Genomic DNA, 20,224 nt, shown 5'->3' with positions numbered 1-20,224 from the left:
CGATGCGCGCTTCCCTTCCCCTCGAAGGCCGCACCGCGCTCGTGACGGGCGGCGCCGGCGGCATCGGCGCGGCCTGTGCGCACGCGCTCGTCGCCGACGGCGCGGCCGTCGTGCTGATGGGCCGCCGCCGCGACGCGCTCGAACGCGCGCAGCGGCAACTGACCGACGCGATGCCCGGCAGCCGCGTCGCGATCCACGCGGGCGACGCATGCGACGAAGCCGACCTGCAGGCCGCGCTCGACTGCGCGTGGGCGCTCGACAACCGCCTCGACATCGTCGTGCCGACCGTCGGCGGCGCCGGGTTCCGGCCGCTGCTGCTGCACGACGCCGACAGCTTCCGCGCGGAAATCGACCTGAACCTGCACAGCGCGTTCGCCGCGATCCGTCATGCGGCGCCGCGGCTGGCCGACAGCGGCGGCGGCGCGATCGTCTGCATCTCGTCGACCGCCGCGCGGATCAATTTCCGCTGGCTGTCCGCGTACTGCACCGCGAAGGCCGCGCTCGAAGCGCTCGTGCGCGGCGCGGCCGAGGAGCTGGCCGGCGCGAAGATCCGCGTAAACGCGGTACGCCCGGGCCTCACGCGCTCCGAAGCGACCGCGCCGATGTTCGACAACCGCGCGCTCGTCGACGGCTTTCTCGAACAGATCCCGCTCGGCACGCTCGGCGAACCGGAAGCGATCGCGCATGCGGTGCGCTACCTCGCAGGCCCCGAGTCGGGCTGGGTGACCGGCCAGAGCTTCGCGGTCGACGGCGGCCACGAACTGCGCACGAACCCGCGCGTCGACGACACGATCGCGCAGATCTACGGCACGGCCGCGCTCGACGCGGTCAAGGCCGGCCGCGCACCGGGCGCCGCATGAGCGCCCACCTTCTTTCCACCTCACAGGACATCGACCGACCATGAATCGAGTCGCAAACAAGGTCGCGCTGGTCACCGGCGCGGCAAGCGGCGTCGGCCGCGCGGATGCGCTGCTGCTCGCCGCCGAAGGCGCGCGCGTCGTGCTGACCGACATCGACGAGGATGCGGGCCGCGCGCTCGCCCGCGAGATCGGCGACGCGGCGCTGTTCGTGCGCCACGACATTGCCGACGAAGACGGCTGGCGGCACGCGATCGCGTCGACGCTCGACCGCTTCGGCCGTCTCGACGTACTGGTCAACAACGCGGCGATCTGCCCGGTCGGCTCGATCGAGGACACGAGCCTCGACACGTGGCGGCGCGTGATGCGCACCAACGCGGACGGCTATTTCCTCGGCTGCAAGTACGCGATCGGCGCGATGAAGGGCAACGACACGCCAGGCTCGATCGTGATGATGTCGTCGGTCGCCGCGCTCGGCGGGCTGCCGATGATGTGCGCGTACACCGGGTCGAAAGGCGCGGTAACGGCACTCGCACGCAGCGTCGCCGTGCACTGCAAGCGCAGCGGCTACCGGATCCGCTGCAACTCGATCCATCCGGACGGGATCTGGACGCCGATGACGCAGGCGCTGATGCCCGATCTCGATCCGGCCGCGCTCGGCATCGGCAGCGATCCGATGGCGCGCATGTGCGACCCGCAGGACGTCGCGAATCTCGTGCTGTTCCTTGCGTCCGACGAATCGCGCTTCGTGAACGGCGCGGAACTGCGGATCGACAACGCACAACTGGTGTCGTCGCTGTGACGCGGCTTGACGCTCTCCCATCCAAAGGAGTCCATCGATGATTTCATTCACCGGCAAGACCGTGCTGGTCACCGGCGGCGGCGCAGGCATCGGCCGCGCCTGTGCGGAAGCGTTCGGCACGGCGGGCGCTCGCGTGGCCGTGGCGGAAATCGACGCGGCGCGCGCGCAGGACGTGCGACAAGTGCTCGAAGCCGCCGGCGTCGACGCGCTCGTCGGCACCGTCGACGTCACGCGCCGCGACGAGGTCGACGCGTTCGCGCGGACGGTCGACGCACGCTTCGGCGGCCTCGACGTGCTCGTCAACAACGTCGGCGATTTCCTGCAGATCGCGAAGCCGTTCGACGACTGCACCGACGACGACATCGCGCGGCTGTTCGACGTGAACCTGCGCCAGGTGTTCACCGTCACGCGTGCGATGCTGCCGTTGCTGCGCAAGCGCGGCGCGGGCAGCAGCATCGTCGGCGTGTCGTCGATCGAGGGCTTCCGCGCGATTCCGAACTGCACCGTGTACGCGTCGTTCAAGGCCGCGCTGACCGGCTTCACGAAAAGCCTCGCGCTCGAACTCGGGCCGGCCGGCATCCGCGTGAACCAGATCGCGCCCGAAACCACCGAGACGCCGCAGGTGCCCGTCAGCGCGATGGTCGCGGCCGAGCACCACGCGCACATCCCGCGCTGGATTCCGCTCGGACGCTTCGGCGCTGCCGGCGACATCGCGGGCGCCGCGCTGTTCCTTGCGAGCCCGCTCGCCGCATGGGTCACCGGCACGACGCTGCACGTCGACGGCGGCGCACTCGCGGCGGCCGGCTGGTATCGCGACCCGAACGGCTTCTGGACCAACATGCCCGTCGTCACGGGCAACGGCTTCAATTTCTGAACGACGCAGCGCACGCGCTTGCGGCTTCCCCCGTTCATTTCACGCGGCGCGCCAGCGCCGCCATCGGAGACACCATGAAGATCCTGATCATCGGCGGCACCGGCCTCATCGGCGGCCATGCCGCGCTGCACCTGCGCGCGCAGGGCAACCATGTCACGCTCGCCGCGCGCAAGCCGCCCGCGGCCGGCAGCGCGCTCGCGCAGTTCGACGTGCTGCTGCGCGACTACGTGGCCGGCAACTTCACGCGCGACGATCTCGCGCCGTTCGACGCGGTCGTGTTCGCGGCCGGCAACGACATCCGCCACCTGCCGCCCGGCACCGACGAAGCCGCGCACTGGGAACGCGCGAACGTCGACGCGGTGCCGCGCTTCTTCGCGCTCGCGCGCGACGCGGGCGTGAAGCGCGCGGTGCTGGTCGGCAGTTTCTATCCGCAGGTCGCGCCCGCGCTCGTCGATACGGTGCCGTACGTGCGCTCGCGCCATCTCGCCGACGAACGCGTGCGCGCGCTCGCGACGCCGTCGTTCTCGGTGTGCAGCGTCAATGCGCCGTTCGTGGTCGGGTCGGTGCCGGGGCTGCGCAACGAGATGTTCGCCGCGTACACGGGCTATGCGGAGGGCCGGCTCGCGGGGCTGCCCGTGTACGGGCCGGCCGGCGGCAGCAACTTCATCTCGACGCAATCGCTGTCGGAAGCGATCTGGGGCGCACTGCAGCGCGGCGAAGCGGGCAAGGCCTACCTCGTCGGCGACGAGAACCTCAGCTTCGCCGACTACTTCGCAGCGTTCTTCCGCGCGGCCGGCAACCCGCGGGATGTGCCGTCGCTCGACCAGGAGCATCCGCTGCTGCCCGACATCGCGATCTACACGGGGCGCGGCAACGTCGTGTCGTACGAACCCGATCCGGCCGACATCGCGCTGCTGCGCTACCGGCGCGGCGACGTGCAGCGCGCGGTCGACGAAGTCGTCGCGCATTGCAGCGCGCAGTAAGCGGCATCGATGCGAAAACGTCCCGCCGCCGGCGATGGATGCCGGCGGCGGGACGTCGGGGTCGATGCGCCGATGCGCCGATGCGGATCGTCAGGCGCCGAGGCGCTGTTCGATCTTCTTCATCGTGTCGGTCATTTCAGCCGGCAAACGCAGCTTCAGCATGTCGAACAGCGCCGCGTGCAGCTTCAGTTCCTCGCGCCATTCGTCGGCGTTCATCGACGTCACCGCGTCGAACTGTTCGCGCGTGAAATCGAGCCCGTCCCAGTGCAGGTCTTCATACGCGGGCGACACGCCGAACGCATGTTCGCCGCCACCGCCGGTGCCTTCGAGACGGTCGAGCATCCACTTCAGCACCCGCATGTTCTCGCCGAAGCCCGGCCACACGAACTTGCCGTTCGCGTCCTTGCGGAACCAGTTCACGCAGTAGATCTTCGGCAACGTCGCGCCCGCGCCTTCGAGCTGCTTGCCGAGTTTCAGCCAGTGCGCGAAATAATCGCTGACGTTGTAGCCGCAGAACGGCAGCATCGCGAACGGGTCGCGGCGCACGATGCCCTGCTGGCCGACTGCCGCGGCCGTCGTCTCCGAGCCCATCGTCGCGGCCATGTACACGCCTTCGACCCAGTCGCGCGCCTCGGTCACGAGCGGCACGGTCGTCGAGCGGCGGCCGCCGAAGATGAACGCGTCGATCGCCACGCCGGCCGGGTTCTCCCAATCCGCGTCGATCGACGGGCACTGCGCGGCCGGCGCCGTGAAGCGCGAATTCGGGTGCGCGGCCTTGCGGCCCGTTTCCTTGTCAATCTCGGGCGTCCACGGGTTGCCCTGCCAGTCGGTCAGCTTCGCGGGCGGCGTGTCGGTCAGCCCTTCCCACCACACGTCGCCGTCTTCCGTCAGCGCGACGTTCGTGAAGATCACGTTTTCCGTCAGCGTCGAGATCGCGTTCGGGTTGGTCTTCACGCCGGTGCCCGGCGCGACGCCGAAGAAGCCGGCTTCCGGGTTGATCGCGTACAGGCGACCGTCGCGGCCCGGTTTCAGCCACGCGATGTCGTCGCCGATCGTCGTGACCTTCCAGCCGTTGAAGCCCTGCGGCGGAATCAGCATCGCGAAGTTGGTCTTGCCGCACGCGGACGGGAACGCGGCGGCGACGTGATACTTCTTGCCGGCCGGCGACGTCACGCCGAGGATCAGCATGTGTTCGGCGAGCCAGCCCTGGTCGCGGCCCATCGTCGACGCGATGCGCAGCGCGAAGCACTTCTTGCCGAGCAGCGCGTTGCCGCCGTAGCCCGAGCCGAAGCTCCAGATCTCGCGCGTCTCGGGGAAATGCACGATGTACTTGACCGGGTTGCACGGCCACGGCACGTCCTGCTGGCCCGCTTCGAGCGGATGGCCGACGCTGTGCACGCACGGCACGAACTCGCCGTCCTCGCCGAGCACGTCGTACACGTCGCGACCCATGCGCGTCATGATCCGCATGTTCACCGCAACGTACGGGCTGTCGGACAGCTCGACGCCGACGTGCGCGATCGGCGAGCCGAGCGGGCCCATCGAGAACGGCACCACGTACAGCGTGCGGCCGCGCATCGAACCGCGGAACAGGCCGTTGAGCGTCTCGCGCATTTCGGCGGGCTCGACCCAGTTGTTGGTCGGGCCGACGTCGTCGCGCGATGCCGCGCAGATGAACGTGCGATCTTCGACGCGTGCAACGTCGGACGGATCGGATTGCGCGAGATACGAGTTCGGGCGCTTCGCCGGATTCAGGCGCTTGAGCGTGCCCTGGTCGACCATCACCTGGCACAGCGCATCGTTTTCTTCCTGCGAACCGTCGCACCACACGATATGCTCGGGCTCGGTAAGCGCCGCGATACGCGACACCCAGTCGATCAGCTTGCGATGTTTGACGAAGGCCGGGGGAGCGATCAGCGGGCCGTGTGTTGCTTCGGCCAGATTGTTTTGCGACATGGGAATGTCTCCAGATTATTGGGCGGGGATGGGGGTTGCGGGGTGAGCCCGCCAGATGGGGAATGCGATCGGAATGCAGGACGCAGCAACGCGCAACGCGGGGCACGCGAACTGTGCGCGTGTCGATGCCGCGGTGCGGGCGAGAGGATGTGATGTCTCGTTAGAAGATGCGAACGCGAGTTTCGCCATGCATGCAACCTGCCTTACAACTTCCATGCCGGCCAGCATACCATCGCCGTTATTGAGCGGGCGTTGCGTTGCAACAAGAAACAACTGTGACGGCGTGCAGGCACATGCGTTGCCGGCAAGCCAATTTGACTGCGTCGATGCGATCGCTGTCGGGGACGAAACGCGCGGAACGTCCGTCGGACAAGGGTTTGGCGAAACCGCCAAGTTCGGCCCGCCGGCTGCGCGCATGAAAATTGCACATGCGCGCCCGGCGAATTCGCGTTTTCGCTACTCAGGCAAACCCTGAATTAGGTTGCGTACACAAACATCTGGCTAGAACGCGTGATGTACGCCACTGCTCAAAACGGCGCGCCCGGCAATCCGGGGTAATACGCGCCCGCCGCCATCCCGCCGTCGACGGCCAGTTCGGCACCGTTGCAGTACGACGCTTCGTCGCTCGCGAGGAACAGCGTCGCGCGTGCGATCTCGTCGGGCAGGCCGACGCGCTGCAGCGGCACGTTCGCATAGTGCTTGTTGATTTCCTCGAGCGGCGCGCCGGTCGGGTTCGACATCACCGTGTTCACGCCGCCGGGATGGATCGAATTCACGCGCACGCCCTGGTGGCCGAGTTCGAGCGCCGCGACCTTCGTCAGCCCGCGCACGCCCCACTTGCTCGACACGTACGCGGCAAGCGCATTCACGCCGCGCAGCCCGTCCACCGACGAGATGTTGACGATCGATCCGCTCTTCTGCGCGATCATGCGCGTCGCAACCGTGCGGATGCCAACGAACGTGCCGACGAGATTGATCGATACCGCGCGCTCGAAATCGCGTTTCGACAGCTCGGTGATGCCGCCGAACGTCAGCACGGCCGCGTTGTTGACGAGCACGTCGATGCAGCCGAACTGCTCGACCGTCGCTTCGGCCACGCGCGCCCAGTTCGCTTCGTCGGCGACATCGAGCCGCATGAAGCGCGCCGTGTCGCCTAGTTCGCGCGCGAGCGCTTCGCCTTCCGCATCGAGCACGTCGCCGATCACGACGCGCGCGCCCTCTTCGACGAACAGCCTGCATGTCGCCGCGCCCATTCCGCGCGCGCCGCCCGTGACGATCGCTACTTTTCCTTCCAGTCGACCCATGTCGTCCTCTCTTCGATTCCGGTTTGCCGGCCGCCGCGCGCAAGCGTGAATGCCGGACCCATGATTGGTGCGTAGCTCGCGCCGCGCGCCGTCAGCCCCAGTAAGCCTGCCCGCCGTCGAGCGGCAGCGTCGCGCCCGTCAGATACGCGGCGTCGCGGCTCGCGAGAAACACGATCGCGCGCCCGATGTCCTGCTCGCAGTCGCCGACGCGGCCGAGCGGGATCGTGCGGAAGAACGCGGCGGCTTCCTGCGGATTCGCATCGACCCAGCCCTTCAGGCCTGGCGACAACGCATGCGGCGCGACCGCGTTCACGCGGATGCCGTCCGCACCCCATTCGCATGCGGCCGCGCGCGTCAGCGCTCGAATCGCCTCCTTGGTCGCCGCATACGCGCCGTAACCGGACGCATCCCAGCGCACCGCGGCCGACGACGCAAAATTGACGATCACGCCGTCGCCCTTCAAGTGCGGATGACACGCGCGCATCATCCGCAGCGTCGCGATCGGCCCCGATTCGAGCCCCGCCAGAAAATCCGCATCGGTCACGTCGAGCAGGCGGCCGAGCGGCACGACCTGCGCGTTGTTGATCAGGATCTGCACGCCGCCGAACCGCTCGACGACCGCGTCGACGCAAGCCGCGATCTGCGCGGCGGCCATCACGTCGCACACGAACGGCTCCGCGATACCGCCGCGTGCGCGGATCGCGTCGCAGGTGGCTACCAGCTTGTCGCGCGTGCGACCGACCACCGCGACGTGCGCACCTTCGGCCGCGAGCGCATGCGCGACGCCCTGGCCGACGCCCTGCCCCGCGCCCGTCACGAGCGCGACCTTGCCTTTCAGGATGCCCATGCGCACTCCTTAAGCGACGATCGCCGGGTGGGCCTGCACGGGCCCGCCGAGCAGTTCGCGGTACGACGGCGGCTGCTTGCCGTCGAGATCGGCGATGCCGTACTGCAGCGCGGCTTCCGCGCCCACCAGCACCTGCCCCGACAGCGCCATGCGCTGCGGATCGCCGTGGATCGCGTGAATCACGCGGCCCGTGAATTCCGGGCTTTCGGCGACGAGCGAGAATTCCTTGTAGAGATCCGGATGCTCGTCCCACACGCGCGTCGTCCGTTCGGTGCGCAGCGGGCCCATCCAGATCGACACGGCCGCGACGTCGAACGGTTTCAGGTCGACGGCCATGTCCTTCGCGAATTTGTCGACGCCGGATTTCTGCGCGCCGTAGGCCGCACCGTGCATGTAGCAGCTCGCGCCGAACGACGACGTGAACGCGATCAGCCCGCTGCGGCGCTTCGCCATCAGCGGCGCCGCGTGCCAGCTCGCGACGTAGGCCGAGCGCAGCCCGACGTCGAGGATGTTCACGAGGTCGAGCGACTTTTCCCAGAACGGGCCCGGCAGGATCAGCTGGTCGTGCAGGTAGGTCGCGTTGTTGACGAGGATGTCGAGCCGCCCGCTGTCGCGTTCGACGCGCTCGAACAGCGCCTTCACCTGCGCGTCGTCCGCGTGGTCGCAGGCCACCGCGATCCCGCGGCCGCCGAGCGCGTCGATCTCGCGCGCGGTCTCGTGAATCGTGCCGGGCAGCGGCGCATCGCCTTCGTTCTGCGAGCGGCCCGTCACGTAGACGGTCATGCCGGCCGCGCCGAGCGCGCGCGCGATGCCCTTGCCCGCGCCGCGCGATGCGCCCGTCACGACGGCAACCGGCGCATCGTGGTTCTGTGTCATGTTCGATGTCTCCTGTGGAATGTCCGCCACGTGCGTGGCGATGGCGTGCGTCAGGCAGCCGGCGGCGGCGCGCCGGCGAACAGCACGCCCGGCGCATCGCCTTCGTAGCGGGCCGACAGCGTCGACGTGACGACGCAGCGCGTGCCCGCGATCTTCCATTCGCCGTCGACCTTCCGGTATTCGTCGTCGTAGTACGCGCCGAGCTGCGTGAGCGTGCGCGCGTTCGTGTCGATCATCTGGTAGTGCAGGCCCCATGTGCCGCGCGCATGCGTGTCGTCGAGCACGGTGATATCGGGATTCACGCCGTGGTGCATCTCGACGATGTTGGGATGGCAGCCGAGCCGTTCGAACACGTCGACCAGCGCGTCGCGCGTATCGAACGTCCCGATCCGGCCGTAGTCGATGCGCACGCGGCCGGGCGCGAAGCAGTCGCGCATCCCTTGCGGATCCTTGCGGTCGCAACAGGTGAAGTAGCGCGCCTTCAGCCGGCGGATCGCATCGGCATCCTCCAGCCTGCGCACGCGCGTTTCCAGCGATTCGATGAGGGTCATCCCGTCTCCTTGTTCGGTGCCGGCGCGGATCGGATGCCGCGTCGATGCCACGTTACCGCCGCGCGACGCGCCGGCCATCACCCGTTCGGATTAATCCGGCGGTTCATCGCGGCAGCGCCGGCCGCATGCGTAGGCGGCTTTCGTCCGAACAGACGATGTGATGCAGGCGGCTTCGTTCCTACCATCGAACGACACCACCACGAGATACGGCGATGGACGACACGACCCGCACGCTCCATGAATACGAGCAGATCCGACAGTTGAAGTACCGGTATTTCCGCGCGGTCGATACGCACGACTGGCCGCTGCTCGCCGATTGCCTGACCGAGGATTGCGAGGCGCGGCTGTATGGCGGCCGTTATGCGTACGACGGCCGCGACGCGTTCGTGTCGAGCCTGCGCGCGCTGATCGGCAAGCCGACCTTCCTGACGATGCATCATGGCCATCACCCCGAACTCACGCTGGTGTCCGCCGATCACGCGTGCGGCGTGTGGTTTCTCGAGGATCACGCGATCAATCTCGAGGATAACTACCTGCTGCACGGCACCGCGTTCTACGACGACCAGTACGTGAAACGCGACGGCGTGTGGCGCATTCACGCGACGCGCCACGAGCGGCTGTTCGAATCCGTCACGTCGCCGATCCCGACGTCGTTCACGCTGACCGCGAACCGGTTCGCGCCGGGTGCGCATGACGCACATGGCGCACATGGCGCGGCCGTCACCGCTTCCTGAACCCCGGCGACAACGCCGCCGATCCCGTCATTCCCCTCTGGAGCCGAAGCAATGGAGAAAGTCATTTACGTGTTGTGGCGCGACGCGCAGGCCGCGCCCGATCAGTGGCACCGCACGGTGCGCACGCAGCTCGCCGACAAGCTGCTGTCGCTCGGCGCGCACGGCGTGCAGGTGAACGTCGCCGATGCCGATGTCGCGCCGGCCGCGGGCCTGAAGCAGACCAACACGCATCCGTGCATCGACGGGATCGTCGCGATGTGGGTCGACAGCGCGAACGCGATGTTCCGCCAGCCGTTCGACGATGCGGTGCGCGCGATCGTCCCGCACATGGCCGCGTATCTGGTCACCGAGTCGCAGCCGATTCCGAACACGCGCTTCCCGGCGCGGCCGGGCGAACGCACGACCGGCTTTTCGCAACTCGCGTTCCTGAAGCGGCCGCCGCGCCTCACGCACGAAGCGTGGCTCGACGTATGGCACGGCCATCACACGCGCGTCGCGATCGATACGCAGGACAATTTCGTGTATGTGCAGAACGTCGTCGTGCGCGCGCTCACGCATGCGGCGCCCGGTTACGACGCGATCGTCGAGGAATGCTTCCCGGCCGCCGCGATGACCGATCCGCATGCGTTCTTCGATGCGGTCGGCGACGACGAGAAGTTTCAGCGTAATGTGGCCGAGATGATGGATAGCTGTGGGCGCTTCATCGATTTCGACAAGATCGATGTGGTGCCGACGAGTCAGTATGTGGTGAAGGCCGTGCGGGGGTAGATTGACGCGATCGCGGGCCGCGCGGGGGTGGCCGCGCGGCTCGATGAACGTCCGCGAAAGACATTAGGCTTCGATACACCGGCTGAGCGCTTTCATCGATTCGTTGCATCGACGGGTTGAATCCGCAGCGTGGCGCAGCCGTCCGAATGACAGCTTTGTGCGATGGGCCAGCGGCAACTATTGGCCGAACGCGGAAGTACGAGTTCGGCCCGGCAGCAAAGTATTCGCACGATGGCCGAACTTCCGTAGCCGCCCCACTGGACCACACGCAGAAGAAGATTTCGGCAGGATGTGCAGCTACGGTCAACGCAAATACGTTGTTGGCAGATGGCCGTCGCGAGGCGGTCGCTGCTCTTCAGTTTGTCGCGCCAGCGTTACGCGTGACGCGGTGTTTCAACGGGTGGCGTGCCGTCATGAAACAGCGTTTTCAGCTGTGAACGCAGCTCCGGCGAATCGGCATGCTTGTGAACCGCGACCGCATGCTGTACGGCCGCCTCGAGCAACTCGTTTTCGGAATCCGCGGATAGCGCAATGGAACAATTCATTTCGCTCGGGAATTCCCGGCAATCGATGTATTTGCGCGTCATGATGTCTTCCTCTTACGACAGTAGTCATGGGTCTTGCGTGAATGGCCGCGCGGGATGCCGCGCGAAGTACGTCGAGCACGATTGCGCCTCCTTGTCGCGGGCGAAATGATTTTGAAAGTATAGGTCGCGTGCAATGAATTCGCGGTAACGCATCGAAATTCACGGCGTTCCGCGTGCGTCGCCCGCACGGCGTGCCGCAGGTGCCGCCTGCGGCCAGGAATGAAACAGGGATGTAATCAACGGCCGGCTACATGACTGACGAAATCCGCGCACGAAGGTCCATTGCCTGGGCGGAAGCGACGTTTGAATGGCAGTTCGAAAGTGCGGGTCGATGTCGGTAGATGGCCGAACCGAGACAACGCGCCAGCCTGTTCAAGGGCTGGCGTTACACATCCCCACGGATCAGGGTTGACGTTTGCCGCGGCCACCAGCGGGTTTGCCAGCCGGCTTGCGTGACCCCGCCGCCGGCTTGCTGGCCGGTTTGCTGCGTGGCTTTTGTACGCTGAATGGGTTACCGCTGGACAAACTTGAGCCTTTACCCGCGGCCACAGCGCGCTGCGCCCCAGGCTTGCGCTTGCTTTCGCCATTTTGCGCGCGCGGTTTTTTGCCGGGCACCTGCATGACGCCCGACGCAGCTTGCGGCACTTTGGGCTTCTTGGGCTTTTTGGGTTTCTTGATAATCTGGCCCGTTGCGCTGGTTTCCGGCACGCGGTGTTCGGCTTCGAAACCCGGCTCTTCTTCACGGGGCAGCGTTTGCCGGATCAGCGCTTCGATCGCGGCCAGTTGCGGCGCTTCATCGGCACACACAAGGGACACCGCCACGCCGCTGGCGCCCGCGCGGCCGGTACGGCCAATACGGTGCACATAGTCTTGCGCCACGATCGGCAAATCAACGTTGATCACCAGCGGCAGGTCGTCGATATCCAGCCCGCGCGCAGCCACATCGGTGGCTACCAGCATCTGTATTTCGCCCGTCTTGAAGCGCTCCAGCGCACGCAGGCGCGCGGGTTGCGGTTTGTCGCCGTGGATGGTGTCGATCGCATAGCCCGCTTCATCCAGCATGGCCGCCAGGTAATCCACGCCTTTGCGGGTTTTGACGAATACCAGCGCGTGCTCCCAGCTGTTCTCGGCCACAAGGTGCATGAAGAGGTCAGGCTTGTTCCTCTTATCCACCGGCACCACCCACTGCTTGATCTTGCTGGCCGTGGCATTGGGCGGGCTGACGCTGATATTGACCGGGCCGCGCAGAATGCCCGCCGCCATGGCGCGGATATCATCGGTAAACGTGGCCGAGAACAGCAGAGTCTGGCGCCGAGCGGGCAACGCGGCGAAAACGGCGTCGAGTTCGCGCGCGAAGCCCAGATCCAGCATGCGGTCGGCCTCATCCAGCACCAGCGTTTGTACTTGGTCGAACTGCACTGCGTTCTGGCGGTTGAGATCCAGCAAACGGCCCGGCGTGGCAACGAGCACATCCACGCCCTTGCGCAACTTCATCATCTGCGGGTTGATGCTCACACCGCCGTACGCGGCCAGAAATCGCAAGTCGAGGCCTTTGCCGTAATCGATAAAGCTTTGCAGCACCTGTTCAGCCAGTTCACGCGTGGGCACCAGCACCAGAACACGCGCGCGGTTGCTGGACACCGCCGGGCCGTGTTGCACCAGCCGTTGCAACAGCGGAAGCGCAAAACCCGCCGTTTTGCCGGTGCCGGTCTGTGCCGCAGCCATGACGTCCTTGCCACTGAGCACGGCAGGAATCGCCTTGGCCTGCACCGGCGTAGGTGTCTGGTAATTGCGGTCCTGCACATTGCGCAGCAAGGGATCGATCAGGCCAAGCGAGGCAAAAGACATGGGGGGTATTCCGGGCTAAAACCGCAATTCTAGCGGTTGCCGCGCTGATTGCACCGCGCACATCGATGGTCAAAAGGATCGACGTCGATCGCCACTGAAAAACGTAGCGGCGCCGGGCGCCCCACACCGCGCCGGCAAGCTGTACTACGGGACACCGATGAGCAGCACTGCCGCCAGCGCCAGCCCCGATTGCATCAACAGCAAACGCGCCAGTGGCCGCGCAACCCGCCACGCGCGCACCTGCATCGCCGCCAACTGCCCGAAACAAGGCCCGAGTCCTGCCAGGCCATCCATGATCCAGCGCGCGACCAATGGGTCCTGTCGACCCGAAACAATCGCTCGACTTGGTATTTTCGAGTGGCCGCTTCTGGCCGAACCGAGACAACGCCCCACCGTGCTCGCGACGCGCGCGAGGCCGTGACGCCCGCACCGTGGCGGCATTCGGTTGGCCGCATCGTGCGAATCTCGATGCGCGACCTTGCCTGTTCGCAGATGATTTGGGACGCAGCCAACCGGACACCGTATCGCATGGACCGAGCAAAATTGCGAGTACCCTCCGTCACCGAGCGCCCGGCAACGAACGCCGCGTCAGCGGCCGGTGATGTTGACGGCCACGATTTCGTATCCGGGGTCGGCGTTCTCGTTCGCGGCTTTTTTCGCTTCCTCATACGACAGAAAGGACATGGCGTCTTCAATCACCGGTGCCATGCCGATGTCGCCATCCTCACCGGTGCAGAGGAACTGCTCACCGGTCTTCACGACATAGATGGTCGTCATGTCTCCCTCCATGGTATGCATGGGGAATTTCCAGTCTAGCTTCCACGATTTCGTATGCAACCCCGGCAGTCGAATCGATCCGCCGTCAAGCCTGCGACGAACGTCAGGCAACTGCCGAGTAAACCGTATTGGCGAATCCGGCTCTCGACGATTCGTCATCCTCCGTGATCGCAGTTGCGCCAAAGGTCATTCGGCGCGCGCCAAAGGACACGCTCGGCGATAGCCGCTTGACAACCCATTGGAGCCGCTCGGTCAAAGCTCGCGACCGTTCGCTCCCCGGCCTGCACGCGACTATCGGGAATCGCTGCAACGCTCCGCTCGGCGACCGTTGCGTATGGCCGGGGCGCCCCCTGACGGCATGCCGCAACGGTTGCGAGCGAAACGCAAGCGTTCCCTCCGGTCAGCAGAATGCGGTGCAGCCTCGAGCCGTTACCAGTGCCAGACCTGATCGAAGCGGTCGAACAGGGCGGGGATCTCGGCACGCGCGAGCAGCGTCAGGCCGCCGATGACATCTTCCTGTGCCAGTCCACAGTCACGCATGTCCTCGTCGACCGCATACACGGCAACGCCGACGCCGATCATTTTGTCGAGATCCTTGTCGAGCGCCGGCGGATGGACCTGCCGGCGCGTGCCGAAGGCAAGGCCGGTGGCGTCCTGCCCGCGCGCTGCATAGTTCACGGCGCTTCCGCACAGCAGCAGGCTGATGTCCGCGCCGGCGTTTTTCAGCACATGGTTCAGCCACAGGATGGTGTCGTCCTGTTCTTCCAGGGTAGCCCGGTACGCTGTCTCGACAATGCTCAGGATTTTCATGGCGCGACTCCTATTTCGTCGGGATTACCAGCACAGCGTTGCTCTGGATCGTGGAGTCGAGAAAATCCTTCGGACTGCCTCGGCGGGGACCCTCGATCCAGTCGCCTGCGCCGCGTTCGTCCACACACAGGCCGCAGTTGATCCAATCGAGCTTGACACCCTGCTGGGCAGCGAGTTGAAACAAGGCTGCCACCCAGTCCCTGGTTGTCGGGTGATCCTCCTCCTCCACGGATGTGCCCTTGACCGGATTGGCATGCGGGGCTTGCGCCTTCATGGTCAGATTGACGGCACCTTCGTAGGCGAACACCGTTACGTCGTGCCCCCGTCGCAGTGCGGCATCCACAATGCGCAGCGCCGTCGTGCTCGCTGCCTTCTCATATGGAGGATCCATCAGTGCCAGGGTCAGTTTCATACCAATAGCCATCACGTTCTCCTTGATTCAGTGCCAAATGGCCTTGGTCCCAGCCACAAAGAGAAGATCCACGAGTTGCCCGATGTCCGCCTTCTGGACACCTTCCGCCAGCCGTTCGATCGCCCGCTCGCGCAGGGAGAATTCATCGGCAAGAACGGTGACGCCGCTGCGCGTCAGCGCCGCATATCGCTCGCTGAATTTTGCGCCCGGGCGAGTGGAAAGCACGCCGTTCTGAACCAGGAACAGTGTGACCGTGTTGCCCCTCTGGCGTACGCCCCTGACCAGTTCCTCGACGTGCTCGGGATCCCCCGCACCATATGGACCGCGCGATTCTACGAACAGGTAATTTGCCATGTCAGCCTCCTGCCAGCCTCCAGCCCGAAGAAGCAGTTCCCACCGACGTGTTGCCCATGTGTCGCGCCAGTCGCAACGGGCACTCGACTCGCCGTGCGGCGCGTGGGCCGCGCACAGCTCATGAATTGGGTATAGCAGAACGGACAGATAGTCCAAGCAACTCTACGTGTCACAGCTCGGGAAGGCTTATGCGTGTGGTCACGCCGTTGTTGAAGCACGGCGCAAGCAGACAGCTTCTCCGGAGAGTGACGGCCGGTACGGGCCGAGCAGCGGACCTTCCCCGGCAGGCGCGAACGTCCCTTCCTGGCCGAACGCCGACAGTTCTCTCCATGTTCCGCACCATTCCGCGAGGAGTCATTCTTTCGCCCCCCCCCCGTTTCCCATGACAACGGCCGCCGCTCCGCGGCGACACACGTTTTTGCCATGCTCACGACAAAACGTCTACAATTGGACAATCCATCGACCAGCCCGCAGCCACCCTTCATTGCGTGCACGCCGCGATTCCTCGGCCCAACCCACCCGGAGCGACATGAACGACTACCCCGTTTTCGACACGCTTTGCGAACTGCTGAACACATCCGGCGCCCGTTTCCGCGTGCTGGAGCATCCGGCGGAAGGTAAATCCGACGTAATCGCCGCGATCCGCGGCACGCGCCCCGAACAAGGCGCGAAGGCGATGCTGTGCACGTTCAAGGACGGCGGCGACACAACCGCGCTCGCCGTGATTCCCGGCCACCTGAAGATCGATTTCCGCAAAGTCGCCGATGCCGTCGGCCGCCGCAAGGCGACGCTCGCGCCGCCCGAGCTCGCGGCCGCCGTCACCCGCTGCGTGATGGGCGCCGTGCCGCCGTTCGTGTTCGACGGCAACGTGACGCTCGTCGTCGATCCCGCGCTGGTCGAACGCAACGACGAGATCGCGTTCAACGCGGGCCGCCTCGACCGTTCGGTCGTGCTCGATGCGGCCGACTACGTACGGATCGCGCGCCCGTTGCTGGCCGACATCACGCGGCCGGAAACGACCGACGGCCCCGAATACACCGGTTGACCGAAACCATCGCATCGATCCGCAACCCGAACGTGAACACACCATGACCACCACCCGGAACAAAGCGCTATCGGAGCAGGCATCGCTGATCGAGCAGGTGCGGCGCATCGCCGAAGGGCTCGGCGAGATGTTCGCGCCGTTCACCGAGGTCGTGGTCCATGACCTGCGCACGCCGAAGCACGCGATCCTCGCGATCCACAACAACCTGTCCGGACGCGCGGTCGGCGATCCCGCGACCGAGCTCGGCCTTGCCCGCATCGCGGACGACGATTTCCCGCAAGTGCTCGCGAACTACCCGAACCGCTTCGCCGACGGCCGCACCGCGAAAAGCACGTCGATCGGCGTCAAGGATTCGACCGGCCGCTATGTGGCCGCGCTGTGCCTGAATGCCGACGTCACGCTGTTTCGCGGCTTCCAGGGCATGCTGAACCAGTTCTGCAGCACCGACGGCGAAACCATCGCCGAAACGCTCGACCCGGCCGGCGCGGACGCGATCCGGCAACGCATCGACGCGTTCGCGACGCGCCTCGCGACGACGCCGCGCGAACTGAAGACCGACCAGCGCCGCGAGCTGATGCAGACGCTGAAGGCCGACGGCTTCCTCGAGGTGCGCCGCGCGATGGAGATCGTGTCGCAGCATCTCGGCGTATCGCGCGCGACCGTGTACAACGATGCGAAATGACGCAAGCGCTCTGCTTTCATGTTGACTGAACTTTCCGACCCTCGAGCAACCATGAACTCTCCGACTCTCCCCACGTACGACGACGTTGCCGCCGCGGCGGCGCGGCTCGAAGGCCACGCGCACCGCACGCCGGTGATGACGTCGCGGACGATCGACGAAGCGCTCGGCGCGCAGGTGTTCTTCAAGTGCGAGAACCTGCAGCGCATGGGCGCATTCAAGTTCCGCGGCGCCTTCAACGCGCTGTCGCGCTTCGATGCCGAGCAGCGCCGCCACGGCGGCGTCGCGTTCTCGTCCGGCAACCATGCGCAGGCGATCGCGCTGGCGGCGCGCATCCTCGGCATCCCGGCGACGATCGTGATGCCGCAGGATGCGCCGGCCGCGAAGATGGCCGCGACGCGCGGCTACGGCGGCAACGTGGTGACCTACGACCGCTACACCGAGGATCGCGAGCAGATCGGGCGCGATCTCGCGGAGAAGCACGGGCTCACGCTGATCCCGCCCTACGACCATCCGGACGTGATCGCCGGCCAGGGCACGGCGGCGAAGGAACTGTTCGACGAAGTCGGGCCGCTCGACGCGGTCTTCACGCCGCTCGGCGGCGGCGGGCTGCTGTCGGGCACCGCGCTGGCCACCCGTGCGCTGGCGCCGCACGCGCAGTTGTACGGCGTCGAGCCTGAAGCCGGCAACGACGGTCAGCAATCGTTCCAGTCCGGCGCGATCGTGCATATCGATACGCCGCGCACGATCGCCGACGGCGCGCAGACGCAGCACCTCGGCAACCTGACGTTCCCGATCATCCGCCGCGACGTCGACGACATCCTGACCGCGACGGACGCGGAACTCGTCGACTGCATGCGCTTCTTCGCGACTCGTATGAAGATTGTCGTCGAGCCGACCGGCTGCCTGTCGTTCGCCGCGGTGCGACGGATGAAGGACGCATTGCAGGGCAAGCGCGTCGGCGTCGTGATCAGCGGCGGCAACGTCGACCTGGAGAACTTCTGCGCGCTGGTGTCGGCGTCGGCCTGACCATCGCGGCGCGCGGAAAGATTCCGTCATCCGCGCGCCGCCGCTCCTTCACGCCGCGTTAAGTTTCGCGCCCTAGACTGATTACGTTGTCCCGAAGTCAGTCGTGAAGGAGCCACCATGAACACGCACGCGATCGTCGCCGCCGCCCTGGCGGCCGCTTCCCTTTCGGCGTTCGCTCAACCGGGCGTTACGTCATCCGGTTTCCCCGCCGCATCGCCGCACGACGCCGTCGCGCAGGCGACCCACCGTTCGCCCGGCGCGTTGCCACCTGCCGGCTTCGTGCTCGCGAAGATCGATCAGAACAATACGCCGCCCGACCGCGGCGGCGACCCGAGCGGTCGCACGCACACCGGCACCCGCATGTAACGGCGCGCCGGTCGCCGCTGCCGCGCCCGGTCGTCATTGTCGGAACGACGGCAGCGACGGATCGCGTGCGGCGAGGATGTCGTCGGTGCGCCGCTGCAGCGCGCCGTCGATCATCTCCGGTTGCGGAATCAACCAGTAGCGCCCTGCGCGGATGCCGTCGAACGCCCGCTCGGCGAATGCGTCGGGCGTGAGCCCGTGCGCGTTCAGCATCGCGCGCATCGTGTCGACGAAGCCGCGCACCTCGGGCCGGTCGTGCGCGGCGCCGAACGGATCGTTGAAGATGCCCGACTGCACGGGGCCCGGCGCGAGCAGCGACACGCCGACCGGCGCGCCGAGCATCTTCAGTTCTCCGTACAGCGATTCGGTCAGCGCAACCACCGCGAATTTCGTCGCCGAATAAGGCGACATCAACGGGCTCGGCAGGAAGCCGCCGATCGACGCGGTGTTCACGACCCGCGCCGGCACGTTGCGTTCCAGCATCCGCGGCACGAAGCTGCGGATCCCGTTCAGCACGCCGTGCACGTTGATCGCGAAGCTGCGCTCGAAGCGTTCCGGCGTGATTTCCCAGCTAAAGCCGGTCGCCATCACGCCCGCGTTGTTGAACAGCAGGTCGACGCCGCCGAAGCGCCGCCATGCGGCTTCCGCGAGCGCGTCGACGGCTTCGGGGCGGCTGACGTCGGTCGGCACGCACAGCACGTCAGTGTCGAGCGTCGCGGCGAACGCGTCGAGCTTCGCCGGATCGAGATCGGCCAGCACGACGCGCATGCCGAGCGCGGCCGCGTGGCGCGCGAGCCCGCTGCCGATGCCGCTGGCCGCGCCGGTGATCACGGCGGTACCGCCGTCGAAGCGAATCGAATTCGTCATGTCAGCGTCCTGTCGGGTCGATGTGGGGATGCGCGTACGCGGGAATCGCCGGCGGCGGCAGCAGCGTGCGGCCGTCGAGCGAACGCACCGCAAGGTGCTGCGCGAGCGGGAAATGCAGGCTGTGCGTGACGAGCCCCGTGCGTTCGCGCGCCGGCAGGCTGCACAGCGCGAGCGCGGTTTCGGCGAGATACGCAACATCTTCGGTCGGATAGCCTTCGGGGATGTAGCGCGCCGCGCCCGGCGTGCGGATCGCCGTGCTCGGCGCGACGAGATTCACCGCGATGCCGTCGGCTTCCAGTTCGGCCGCGAGCCCCTGCGTGAAGCGCGACAGCGCGGCCTTCACCGCCGCGTAGACGGTCGCGCCGCCCGCGCGCGCGAAATCGTCGAACGGCCGCAGCGGCGGCAGCGCCGTCACCGAGCCGACGTTCACGATCCAGCCCGCGCCGCGCGCGCGCATCAGCGGAATCGCGGCCTGCGCGAGCGCGAACGGAATCCTCAGATAGTGTTCGATCGTCGTGTCGAACATCGCCATCGGCATCGCGTCGACGCACGCGTAGTCGGCCACGCCCGCGTTGTTGACGAGGATGTCGAGGCCGCCGGCCGCGTCGGCCGCACGCGCGACGAGCGCGTCGCGCTCGGCCGCGTTCGACAGGTCGGCCGCGAGTGCGATCGCACGGCCGCCGGCCTGTTCGATCAGCGCGACGGTTTCGGCCAGCGTGCCGGCGGTCGTGGCCGATTGCGTGAGGCTGCGCGCCGTCACGACGACGGTCGCGCCTTCGGATGCGAGGCGCTGCGCGATCGCGCGGCCGATGCCGCGGCTCGCGCCGGTCACGAGTGCGCACTTGCCCGCGAGGATCGCGGTTCGGGTGTCGGTCATGATGTCTCCAGTGATTTGAGTGCG

23 protein-coding genes are annotated in these 20,224 nt (G+C 66.7%); 10 read left to right on the top strand and 13 right to left on the bottom strand.

The genetic code is table 11. The features are described 5' to 3' along the window. Window positions 1-2 precede the first annotated feature (2 nt). The 4 genes from JYG32_RS19945 to JYG32_RS19930 all read left to right on the top strand — a co-directional run bounded on the left by JYG32_RS19945 (window position 3) and on the right by JYG32_RS19930 (window position 3,516). A complete protein-coding gene (locus JYG32_RS19945; protein WP_213266664.1) occupies window positions 3-860 on the top strand; it encodes an SDR family NAD(P)-dependent oxidoreductase in 858 nt (285 codons plus the stop codon). A gap of 40 nt (window positions 861-900) precedes the next feature. Continuing rightward, window positions 901-1,659 (top strand): SDR family oxidoreductase, encoded by a 759-nt coding sequence (locus tag JYG32_RS19940; protein WP_047903207.1) that lies wholly within the window; start codon window positions 901-903, stop codon window positions 1,657-1,659. A 37-nt stretch (window positions 1,660-1,696) separates the two neighbouring features. After that, on the top strand, window positions 1,697-2,533 hold the full coding sequence (locus tag JYG32_RS19935) for an SDR family NAD(P)-dependent oxidoreductase (RefSeq protein WP_249744824.1): 837 nt from the start codon (window positions 1,697-1,699) through the stop codon (window positions 2,531-2,533). Window positions 2,534-2,607: 74 nt separating this feature from the next. Then, window positions 2,608-3,516, top strand: a complete 909-nt coding sequence (locus JYG32_RS19930) for an NAD-dependent epimerase/dehydratase family protein (RefSeq protein ID WP_213266663.1) — start codon at window positions 2,608-2,610, stop codon at window positions 3,514-3,516. Between the two features lie 90 nt (window positions 3,517-3,606). On the opposite strand, the gene JYG32_RS19925 is transcribed toward JYG32_RS19930, so the two are convergent. The 5 genes from JYG32_RS19925 to JYG32_RS19905 form a co-directional block, all read right to left on the bottom strand. Next, a complete protein-coding gene (locus JYG32_RS19925; RefSeq protein WP_213266662.1) occupies window positions 3,607-5,472 on the bottom strand; it encodes a phosphoenolpyruvate carboxykinase (GTP) in 1,866 nt (621 codons plus the stop codon). A gap of 527 nt (window positions 5,473-5,999) precedes the next feature. Beyond that, a complete protein-coding gene (locus JYG32_RS19920) occupies window positions 6,000-6,776 on the bottom strand; it encodes a glucose 1-dehydrogenase (RefSeq protein ID WP_213266661.1) in 777 nt (258 codons plus the stop codon). A gap of 91 nt (window positions 6,777-6,867) precedes the next feature. Further along, window positions 6,868-7,623 carry an SDR family NAD(P)-dependent oxidoreductase gene (locus JYG32_RS19915; protein WP_213266660.1) on the bottom strand — a complete coding sequence of 252 codons (756 nt, stop codon included), beginning with the start codon at window positions 7,621-7,623 and terminating at the stop codon, window positions 6,868-6,870. Window positions 7,624-7,632: 9 nt separating this feature from the next. Further along, on the bottom strand, window positions 7,633-8,499 hold the full coding sequence (locus JYG32_RS19910) for an SDR family NAD(P)-dependent oxidoreductase (RefSeq protein WP_174380410.1): 867 nt from the start codon (window positions 8,497-8,499) through the stop codon (window positions 7,633-7,635). Window positions 8,500-8,549: 50 nt separating this feature from the next. Beyond that, window positions 8,550-9,050, bottom strand: coding sequence for a nuclear transport factor 2 family protein (locus JYG32_RS19905; protein ID WP_213266659.1), 501 nt, complete (start codon window positions 9,048-9,050; stop codon window positions 8,550-8,552). 212 nt (window positions 9,051-9,262) lie between these two features. Here JYG32_RS19905 and JYG32_RS19900 point away from each other — a divergent pair, with 212 nt between their 5' ends. Then, window positions 9,263-9,784, top strand: a complete 522-nt coding sequence (locus JYG32_RS19900) for a nuclear transport factor 2 family protein (protein WP_213266658.1) — start codon at window positions 9,263-9,265, stop codon at window positions 9,782-9,784. Window positions 9,785-9,835: 51 nt separating this feature from the next. Beyond that, a complete protein-coding gene (locus tag JYG32_RS19895) occupies window positions 9,836-10,552 on the top strand; it encodes an EthD domain-containing protein (RefSeq protein WP_213266657.1) in 717 nt (238 codons plus the stop codon). 374 nt (window positions 10,553-10,926) lie between these two features. Here JYG32_RS19895 and JYG32_RS19890 read toward each other — a convergent pair whose 3' ends face one another. The 6 genes from JYG32_RS19890 to JYG32_RS19865 all read right to left on the bottom strand — a co-directional run bounded on the left by JYG32_RS19890 (window position 10,927) and on the right by JYG32_RS19865 (window position 15,340). Beyond that, entirely contained in the window at window positions 10,927-11,139 is a 213-nt protein-coding gene (locus JYG32_RS19890; RefSeq protein WP_213266656.1) for a DUF1059 domain-containing protein, read from the bottom strand. 402 nt (window positions 11,140-11,541) lie between these two features. Further along, window positions 11,542-12,987, bottom strand: a complete 1,446-nt coding sequence (locus JYG32_RS19885; RefSeq protein WP_213266655.1) for a DEAD/DEAH box helicase — start codon at window positions 12,985-12,987, stop codon at window positions 11,542-11,544. Window positions 12,988-13,575: 588 nt separating this feature from the next. Continuing rightward, window positions 13,576-13,764 carry a hypothetical protein gene (locus JYG32_RS19880; RefSeq protein WP_174380404.1) on the bottom strand — a complete coding sequence of 63 codons (189 nt, stop codon included), beginning with the start codon at window positions 13,762-13,764 and terminating at the stop codon, window positions 13,576-13,578. Between the two features lie 429 nt (window positions 13,765-14,193). Continuing rightward, entirely contained in the window at window positions 14,194-14,574 is a 381-nt protein-coding gene (locus JYG32_RS19875) for a hypothetical protein (RefSeq protein WP_174380403.1), read from the bottom strand. Between the two features lie 10 nt (window positions 14,575-14,584). Next, window positions 14,585-14,986, bottom strand: a complete 402-nt coding sequence (locus JYG32_RS19870) for a DsrE/DsrF/TusD sulfur relay family protein (protein ID WP_249744823.1) — start codon at window positions 14,984-14,986, stop codon at window positions 14,585-14,587. 27 nt (window positions 14,987-15,013) lie between these two features. Next, a complete protein-coding gene (locus tag JYG32_RS19865; RefSeq protein ID WP_174380401.1) occupies window positions 15,014-15,340 on the bottom strand; it encodes a DsrE family protein in 327 nt (108 codons plus the stop codon). Window positions 15,341-15,869: 529 nt separating this feature from the next. On the opposite strand from JYG32_RS19865, the gene JYG32_RS19860 reads away from it, so the two are divergent. The 4 genes from JYG32_RS19860 to JYG32_RS19845 all read left to right on the top strand — a co-directional run bounded on the left by JYG32_RS19860 (window position 15,870) and on the right by JYG32_RS19845 (window position 18,459). Continuing rightward, complete coding sequence (locus JYG32_RS19860; RefSeq protein ID WP_213266653.1) at window positions 15,870-16,385, top strand: YbaK/prolyl-tRNA synthetase associated domain-containing protein; 516 nt, start codon at window positions 15,870-15,872, stop codon at window positions 16,383-16,385. 43 nt (window positions 16,386-16,428) lie between these two features. After that, the gene (locus tag JYG32_RS19855; RefSeq protein ID WP_213266652.1) at window positions 16,429-17,067 is read left to right on the top strand and encodes a helix-turn-helix transcriptional regulator; all 639 of its coding nucleotides are present in this window, start codon (window positions 16,429-16,431) and stop codon (window positions 17,065-17,067) included. Between the two features lie 51 nt (window positions 17,068-17,118). Next, the gene (locus JYG32_RS19850; RefSeq protein ID WP_213266651.1) at window positions 17,119-18,093 is read left to right on the top strand and encodes a threo-3-hydroxy-L-aspartate ammonia-lyase; all 975 of its coding nucleotides are present in this window, start codon (window positions 17,119-17,121) and stop codon (window positions 18,091-18,093) included. Window positions 18,094-18,210: 117 nt separating this feature from the next. Then, a complete protein-coding gene (locus JYG32_RS19845; RefSeq protein ID WP_213266650.1) occupies window positions 18,211-18,459 on the top strand; it encodes a hypothetical protein in 249 nt (82 codons plus the stop codon). Window positions 18,460-18,492: 33 nt separating this feature from the next. Here the strand turns inward: JYG32_RS19845 and JYG32_RS19840 are convergent, their stop codons facing one another. Both JYG32_RS19840 and JYG32_RS19835 read right to left on the bottom strand, forming a co-directional pair. After that, on the bottom strand, window positions 18,493-19,323 hold the full coding sequence (locus tag JYG32_RS19840; protein WP_213266649.1) for an SDR family NAD(P)-dependent oxidoreductase: 831 nt from the start codon (window positions 19,321-19,323) through the stop codon (window positions 18,493-18,495). 1 nt (window position 19,324) lies between these two features. After that, entirely contained in the window at window positions 19,325-20,200 is an 876-nt protein-coding gene (locus JYG32_RS19835) for an SDR family NAD(P)-dependent oxidoreductase (RefSeq protein WP_213266648.1), read from the bottom strand. Between the last annotated feature and the right edge of the window lie 24 nt (window positions 20,201-20,224).

The sequence above is a fragment of the Burkholderia pyrrocinia genome, assembly GCF_018417535.1.
In the GTDB taxonomy this organism is placed as follows: Bacteria; Pseudomonadota; Gammaproteobacteria; order Burkholderiales; family Burkholderiaceae; genus Burkholderia; species Burkholderia pyrrocinia_E.
This window is presented reverse-complemented; position numbering and strand designations above follow the sequence as displayed.

Bases quoted from the DNA above. Each gene is read 5' to 3' on its own strand.
- JYG32_RS19840 (WP_213266649.1), bottom strand. From the start codon at position 19,323: ATGACGAATTCGATTCGCTTCGACGGCGGTACCGCCGTGATCACCGGC.
- JYG32_RS19915 (WP_213266660.1), bottom strand. From the start codon at position 7,623: ATGGGCATCCTGAAAGGCAAGGTCGCGCTCGTGACGGGCGCGGGGCAG.
- JYG32_RS19905 (WP_213266659.1), bottom strand. From the start codon at position 9,050: ATGACCCTCATCGAATCGCTGGAAACGCGCGTGCGCAGGCTGGAGGAT.
- JYG32_RS19920 (WP_213266661.1), bottom strand. From the start codon at position 6,776: ATGGGTCGACTGGAAGGAAAAGTAGCGATCGTCACGGGCGGCGCGCGC.
- JYG32_RS19880 (WP_174380404.1), bottom strand. From the start codon at position 13,764: ATGACGACCATCTATGTCGTGAAGACCGGTGAGCAGTTCCTCTGCACC.
- JYG32_RS19910 (WP_174380410.1), bottom strand. From the start codon at position 8,499: ATGACACAGAACCACGATGCGCCGGTTGCCGTCGTGACGGGCGCATCG.
- JYG32_RS19845 (WP_213266650.1), top strand. From the start codon at position 18,211: ATGAACACGCACGCGATCGTCGCCGCCGCCCTGGCGGCCGCTTCCCTT.
- JYG32_RS19885 (WP_213266655.1), bottom strand. From the start codon at position 12,987: ATGTCTTTTGCCTCGCTTGGCCTGATCGATCCCTTGCTGCGCAATGTG.
- JYG32_RS19945 (WP_213266664.1), top strand. From the start codon at position 3: ATGCGCGCTTCCCTTCCCCTCGAAGGCCGCACCGCGCTCGTGACGGGC.
- JYG32_RS19895 (WP_213266657.1), top strand. From the start codon at position 9,836: ATGGAGAAAGTCATTTACGTGTTGTGGCGCGACGCGCAGGCCGCGCCC.
- JYG32_RS19855 (WP_213266652.1), top strand. From the start codon at position 16,429: ATGACCACCACCCGGAACAAAGCGCTATCGGAGCAGGCATCGCTGATC.
- JYG32_RS19900 (WP_213266658.1), top strand. From the start codon at position 9,263: ATGGACGACACGACCCGCACGCTCCATGAATACGAGCAGATCCGACAG.
- JYG32_RS19930 (WP_213266663.1), top strand. From the start codon at position 2,608: ATGAAGATCCTGATCATCGGCGGCACCGGCCTCATCGGCGGCCATGCC.
- JYG32_RS19870 (WP_249744823.1), bottom strand. From the start codon at position 14,986: ATGAAACTGACCCTGGCACTGATGGATCCTCCATATGAGAAGGCAGCG.
- JYG32_RS19835 (WP_213266648.1), bottom strand. From the start codon at position 20,200: ATGACCGACACCCGAACCGCGATCCTCGCGGGCAAGTGCGCACTCGTG.
- JYG32_RS19935 (WP_249744824.1), top strand. From the start codon at position 1,697: ATGATTTCATTCACCGGCAAGACCGTGCTGGTCACCGGCGGCGGCGCA.
- JYG32_RS19850 (WP_213266651.1), top strand. From the start codon at position 17,119: ATGAACTCTCCGACTCTCCCCACGTACGACGACGTTGCCGCCGCGGCG.
- JYG32_RS19925 (WP_213266662.1), bottom strand. From the start codon at position 5,472: ATGTCGCAAAACAATCTGGCCGAAGCAACACACGGCCCGCTGATCGCT.
- JYG32_RS19875 (WP_174380403.1), bottom strand. From the start codon at position 14,574: ATGAAAATCCTGAGCATTGTCGAGACAGCGTACCGGGCTACCCTGGAA.
- JYG32_RS19865 (WP_174380401.1), bottom strand. From the start codon at position 15,340: ATGGCAAATTACCTGTTCGTAGAATCGCGCGGTCCATATGGTGCGGGG.
- JYG32_RS19940 (WP_047903207.1), top strand. From the start codon at position 901: ATGAATCGAGTCGCAAACAAGGTCGCGCTGGTCACCGGCGCGGCAAGC.
- JYG32_RS19890 (WP_213266656.1), bottom strand. From the start codon at position 11,139: ATGACGCGCAAATACATCGATTGCCGGGAATTCCCGAGCGAAATGAAT.
- JYG32_RS19860 (WP_213266653.1), top strand. From the start codon at position 15,870: ATGAACGACTACCCCGTTTTCGACACGCTTTGCGAACTGCTGAACACA.